At 69.2% G+C, this 5,475-nt stretch carries 6 protein-coding genes; all 6 read left to right on the top strand.

Going from position 1 to position 5,475, the window contains the following annotated elements; all coding sequences use genetic code 11:
- Positions 1-1,800 (top strand): translation initiation factor IF-2 (gene infB, locus Q0C81_RS15350; RefSeq protein ID WP_291839850.1); only part of this gene is annotated, 1,800 nt, incomplete at its 5' end.
- Positions 1,801-1,873: 73 nt separating this feature from the next.
- Positions 1,874-2,389, top strand: a complete 516-nt coding sequence (locus Q0C81_RS15345; protein ID WP_291839847.1) for a hypothetical protein — start codon at positions 1,874-1,876, stop codon at positions 2,387-2,389.
- Between the two features lie 151 nt (positions 2,390-2,540).
- The gene (locus Q0C81_RS15340; RefSeq protein ID WP_291839844.1) at positions 2,541-3,221 is read left to right on the top strand and encodes a hypothetical protein; all 681 of its coding nucleotides are present in this window, start codon (positions 2,541-2,543) and stop codon (positions 3,219-3,221) included.
- A complete protein-coding gene (locus tag Q0C81_RS15335) occupies positions 3,218-3,922 on the top strand; it encodes a DUF2459 domain-containing protein (RefSeq protein ID WP_291839841.1) in 705 nt (234 codons plus the stop codon). Before Q0C81_RS15340 ends, Q0C81_RS15335 begins: the two co-directional genes overlap by 4 nt.
- A 92-nt stretch (positions 3,923-4,014) precedes the next feature.
- Entirely contained in the window at positions 4,015-4,467 is a 453-nt protein-coding gene (gene rbfA, locus Q0C81_RS15330) for a 30S ribosome-binding factor RbfA (RefSeq protein WP_291839838.1), read from the top strand.
- 40 nt (positions 4,468-4,507) lie between these two features.
- Complete coding sequence (truB, locus tag Q0C81_RS15325) at positions 4,508-5,440, top strand: tRNA pseudouridine(55) synthase TruB (protein ID WP_291839835.1); 933 nt, start codon at positions 4,508-4,510, stop codon at positions 5,438-5,440.
- The last annotated feature ends 35 nt before the right edge of the window (positions 5,441-5,475 follow it).

Here is a 5,475-nt window from a genome sequence, read left to right as displayed (position 1 = left end):
GAAAAGCGCAAGGGCGGCTCGACCGACGCGCCGAACCGGCCGCGTGAAGTCGTCATTCCCGACGTCATCACCGTGCAGGAGCTGTCCAACCGGATGGCCGTGCGCGGCGTCGACATCATCAAATTCCTGATGAAGCAGGGCCTGATGATGAAGATCAACGACGTCATCGACACCGACACCGCTGAGCTGGTCGCCGACGAATTCGGCATGGCTGTGCGCCGCGTGTCCGAGTCCGACGTCGAAACCGGCTTCCTGTCCGACGACGTGGACGACGATGCGACCACGCCCCGCGCGCCGGTCGTGGCCATCATGGGCCACGTCGACCACGGCAAGACCTCGCTGCTCGACGCCCTGCGCACCACCGACGTGGCCGCGGGCGAAGCCGGCGGGATCACCCAGCACATCGGCGCCTATCAGGTCCGTCTGCCGGACGGCCAACGCGTGACCTTCCTGGACACCCCGGGCCACGCCGCCTTCTCGGCGATGCGCGCCCGCGGCGCCAACGTCACCGACATCGTGGTCCTGGTGGTCGCGGCCGACGACGGCGTCATGCCGCAGACGATCGAGGCCATCCAGCACGCCAGGGCGGCCAACGCCCCCCTGATCGTGGCGGTCAACAAGATCGACAAGCCGGACGCCAACCCGCTGAAGGTGGTCAACGAGCTGCTGCAGTACGAAGTCATCGCCGAGAGCCTGGGCGGCGACACCCAGATCATCGAGGTGTCGGCCAAGAACCGCACCAACCTCGAGGGTCTGATCGACGCCATCCTGGTGCAGGCCGAGGTCATGGACCTGAAGGCCGATCCGGAACGCTCCGCCGAAGGCGTGGTCATCGAGGCCAAGCTGGACAAGGGCCGCGGTCCGGTCGCGACCGTCCTGGTCAAGCGCGGCACGCTGAAGCGCGGCGACATCATCGTGGCCGGTTCGGCCTGGGGCAAGGTTCGCGCCCTGCTGAACGAGCGCAACGAGCAGCTGACCGAAGCCGGTCCGTCCGTCCCCGTCGAAATCCTCGGCCTGGATGAGGCGCCGAGCCCCGGTGAACCGCTGGCCGTGGTGGAATCCGAAGCCCGCGCCCGCGAGCTGACCGAATACCGCGCCCGCGTGAAGCGCGAGAAGGCGACCGGCGGCATCAACCAGGTCTCGCTGGCCGACATGATGGCCAAGCTGGGCACCAAGAAGATCTCGGAGATGCCGGTCATCATCAAGGCCGACGTCCAGGGGTCCGCCGAAGCCATCGTCGGCTCGCTGGAGAAGATGGGCAACGACGAGGTGCGCGCGCGCACCGTCATGTCGGGCGCCGGCGGGATCACCGAGAGCGACGTGCAGCTGGCCAAGTCGGCCGGCGCGCCGATCCTCGGCTTCAACGTCCGTGCGTCGAAGCAGGCCCGCGACCTCGCCGACCGCGAGGGCGTCGAGATCCGGTACTACTCGATCATCTACGACCTGCTGGACGACATGAAGGGCGTGCTCTCGGGCATGCTGGCCCCGCTGCAACGCGAAACCTTCCTGGGCAACGCGGCCGTGCTTCAGGTCTTCGACATCTCCAAGACCGGCAAGATCGCCGGTTGCCGGGTGTCGGAAGGCGTGGTCCGCAAGGGCGCCAAGGTCCGGATCATCCGCGACGACGTGGTGGTCCTGGAACTGGGCACCCTCACGACGCTCAAGCGCTTCAAGGACGAGGTCAACGAAGTCACGGCGGGCCAGGAGTGCGGCATGCACTTCCAGGGCTTCCAGGACATCAAGGCCGGCGACTACATCGAGTGCTTCACGGTCGAAGAGATCAAGCGCACGCTGGACTAGTCGTTCAGGGGATAAGGGAAAGGCGACGCCGCGGCGTCGCCTTTTCGCCATCCGGATTGGGGATCACTTTTCCATGCGCCGTTTTCTCATCGCCCTGCTGACCGTTTCCGCCGTCGCCGGTCCGGCCGCGGCCGAGACCCGCTACCTGGCCTATGACGCCTCGGACCGGGTCACCCAGGCCCTGACGCGGGGCATCACCCTGGAAGGCGACCGGGGCCTGTTCGGCGCCATCACCGTACGGCGCATCATCTCCACCTCGAACCGCGGTTCGGCCGAGATCCGCATCGGCGGTCCGGATGCCGCCCGGCGCGCCCTGCCCGCCGGATCGACCGAGAACATCCTCTACACCGTCTCGCCGGACGGCGGCGGTCGCGGCCTGGCGCGCGCGCTGTGCCCGGGCGCCGATCAGGCCTTCCTGATCCTGGGTCGGGTGCGCCTAGCCCGTCCCCTGACCGCTCAGGCCATCGGCCGCTGGCCCGACGGCGCCTACCGGCACTGCGTGACCCTGTCCTACAACTGGCGCGGCGAATGGGCGACGCCGCCCGCCGGCGGGCCTGGCGAGGATTCCTCTGCCCCTATCGGGCGATAGGTTTTGCACCGGCCGCGCACCCCGCTAGACCATTTTTGCTTCAGGTCGCTTCGACCTGAATCCAAAAAATGGTCCAGCATCAAACTGGAGCAAAATCTGAGCCGAGCTGGACGGCGTCCAACTCGACCGATTTTGCTCTAGGGTTGCGCGAATGAGCGCCACCGCCATCCCACGACCGCAGGCCGGACGCCGCCGGGGCCTGAAGGGCCTCGCCGGAGCGTTGGCCTTCGTCTGCCTGGTGCTGTTCCTGCTGGCCATCGAACAGAAGCAGGCGGTCCAGGCCTGGGCCGCCGTGCGCGACGGCGCCGCCCCCGCCGCGAGCCGCATCTTCCACTGGGCCGCCGACGGCGCCTCGGACGGGCTGAACGGCTTGAAGACCGCCGCCGTCGGGACCGATGGCCCCCTGACCGCTGCGCCGGAAGCCATGGTGCTGGCCGGGGAGTTCGGCCCCGCCGACGACATCACGCGCGACACGACCGGAGGCGTCACCTTCACCGGCGCGGTGATCCGGCTGGAGCGCGGCGAGACCTTCCGCACCCGTCCCCTGCGTATCGCCGCCGGCAGCGAAGCCTTCAACAGCCTGCGCGAGACCTTCGCCACGCGGCTGGACGCCGCCGGCGACGCCCAGATCGAACTGCGCGCCGTGGTCCCGCAGAGCCGAGACCAGGCGGTCGCCGCCTCGCCCCTGTGCGGCGGCGCGGCGCCCGGCGTGGCGGCCCTGCTGCATCGCCGGGACCATGTCGAATTGATGCTGTTCCGTGAGCGGACGATTGTGGGGCCGGACGCCCCGGTGGACGGTCTGTGCGGCGTATGGAGGTTCCGGGCCCGATGAAGCGTGAACGGACGGGCGTGGGGGCCTTCATCGCCGCCGGCGTGATCGGGGCGCTCGCCGCCCTGTGGACCTGGGCCGCCCCGAGCGATCCGGCGCTGTGGCCGGCGCGCACCGACGCGCCCGGCGTCGAGATCAGCCTTCTGAACAACGGCTTCCATACCGACCTGGCCGTGCCGCGCGCGGCGCTGGAGGCGCGGGGCGGAGCTCTGGCCGAGGCCGTGCGCGGCCTGCCGCCGGGCGACTGGATCCTGATCGGCTGGGGCGACGCCAAATTCTATGTCGACCAGAGCCCGATCGGCGACCGCCTGCCCGACGGCGCGCGCGCCTTCTTCCGGCCCGGCAACCCGTCCGTGGTTATGCTCGATCCGGCCCAGCGCGACCCGCGCGAGACGTTCGACGCCGACAGCCGACGCGACTTCCGCCTGTCGCAGGCCGGGTTCGAGGCCATGGCGGCCCGGATCGAGGGCTCGCTGGATCTGTCGACCGGCTCGGCGCGTATCGCCGCCGCCCGCGCCGGGGACGACGCCCGCTTCTTCGCCAGCCGCGAGCATTTCTCCATCGGCCACCTGTGCAACCATTGGACGGCGGGCGTGCTGAACGCCGCGGGCATGCCGATCCGGCCCGTGCAATCGATCCAGTCGTCCGAGGTCGTGGCCACTATCGACCGGGCGCAACTGGACACTCCGGCCGCGGGGGACTAGACCGCGCGCTCTTCAATTCCGGGGGGCGTTCGCCCCCTCGCCTTTCAGCCGGGTCCGAGCCCCGGCGGGCGATCCAGAAGGAGGCCGCCGTCATGGGCCGCAAGCAACACACCCGCAACGCCTCCGGACCGCAGGGACCGTCCCAGCGCCAGCTGCGCGCCGGCGAGCTGATCCGCCACGCCCTCGTCGAGGTGCTGCGCGAGGAAGAGATCCACGACCCCGCTATGGAGGGCGTCTCGGTGACGGTGACGGAAGTCCGCCTTTCGCCCGACCTGAAGCACGCCACCTGCTTCGTCGAGCCGCTGGGGGCCGGCGTCGCCGACGCCCCGACCGCCGGTCACGTGACCGAGATCGTCAAGGCGCTGAACGCCCACGCCAAATTCCTGCGCGGCGTGCTGGGCAAGCATATCGACATGCGTTTCACCCCCGACCTGCGCTTCCGCCATGACGAAAGCTTCGAGGCCGCCGAGCGCCTGAACCGCCTGCTGGACGACCCGCGCGTCCGCGCCGACGTCGAACACTCCGACGAGGACGATCAGGCGTGATCCGGCCTCAAGCAGCGCGAAGCGCGGTAGGCCAAGCGTAATGGGCCGCAGGAAACGCGGCGAGATCGTCAACGGCTGGGTCTGCCTGGACAAGCCGTACGAGATGGGCTCGACCGAGGCGGTCAGCCGCATCCGCCGCCTGTTCGACGCCCAGAAGGCCGGACATGCGGGCACCCTGGACCCGCTGGCTTCCGGCATCCTGCCCATCGCGCTGGGAGAGGCGACCAAGACCGTCCCCTTCATGATGGAGGCGCAGAAGGTCTATCGCTTCACCATCCAGTGGGGCGTCTCCACCGACAGCCTGGACCGCGAGGGCGAAATCGTCGCCCGGTCGGACGTGCGTCCGTCGCTGGAACAGGTGAAGGCCGCCCTGCCCGCCTTCGTCGGCGAAATCGATCAGGTGCCGCCCGCCTTCTCGGCCATCAAGGTGGACGGCCAGCGCGCCTATGACCTGGCCCGCGAGGGTATCGAGGTGGAGCTGAAGGCCCGCCGGGTGATGATCCACGAGGCCGCCGTTACCGGCGCGCCCGACGCCGACCACCTGGAGATCACGATGCGGACCGGCAAGGGCGTCTACGTCCGTTCGCTGGCCCGCGACCTGGCCGTCATGCTCGGCGCGGAGGGCCACGTCTCGGCCCTGCGGCGCGAGCGGGTGGGGCCGTTCAGCGTCGAAAACGCCGTGACGCTGGATTCTCTGGAGGAAATGGTGCATAGCGGCGCCGCCTCGGAAGGATTGCTTCCCGTCGCGACCGCCCTGGACGACATCCCGGAGTTGGCCGTTACGGATCAAGACGCCTTCTCGCTTCGGCAGGGACGGCCGATCGTTCTGCTCCCCAGACAGGTCGAAACGCTCAAGGGTCAGCTGAAAGGCGACGCCCGGACCGTTTCGGTTTTCTTGGGCCAGACCCTCGTCGCTCTCGGTCAGTTGCGGGCCGGCCGGCTAGAACCCGACCGCGTTTTCAACCTCCCATAAGGAGTTACACGATGTCGATCACCGCCGCCCGCAAG

Source organism: Brevundimonas sp. (assembly GCF_023259385.1).
GTDB lineage: Bacteria > Pseudomonadota > Alphaproteobacteria > Caulobacterales > Caulobacteraceae > Brevundimonas.
Note: the sequence above shows the minus strand (reverse complement) of the source record. Positions and strands in the feature narration are given on the sequence as shown.

What these genes read in the sequence shown, in the direction of transcription:
- Q0C81_RS15345 (WP_291839847.1), top strand. Translation starts at nt 1,874, where the DNA reads ATGCGCCGTTTTCTCATCGCCCTGCTGACCGTTTCCGCCGTCGCCGGT.
- Q0C81_RS15340 (WP_291839844.1), top strand. Translation starts at nt 2,541, where the DNA reads ATGAGCGCCACCGCCATCCCACGACCGCAGGCCGGACGCCGCCGGGGC.
- Q0C81_RS15335 (WP_291839841.1), top strand. Translation starts at nt 3,218, where the DNA reads ATGAAGCGTGAACGGACGGGCGTGGGGGCCTTCATCGCCGCCGGCGTG.
- rbfA (WP_291839838.1), top strand. Translation starts at nt 4,015, where the DNA reads ATGGGCCGCAAGCAACACACCCGCAACGCCTCCGGACCGCAGGGACCG.
- truB (WP_291839835.1), top strand. Translation starts at nt 4,508, where the DNA reads ATGGGCCGCAGGAAACGCGGCGAGATCGTCAACGGCTGGGTCTGCCTG.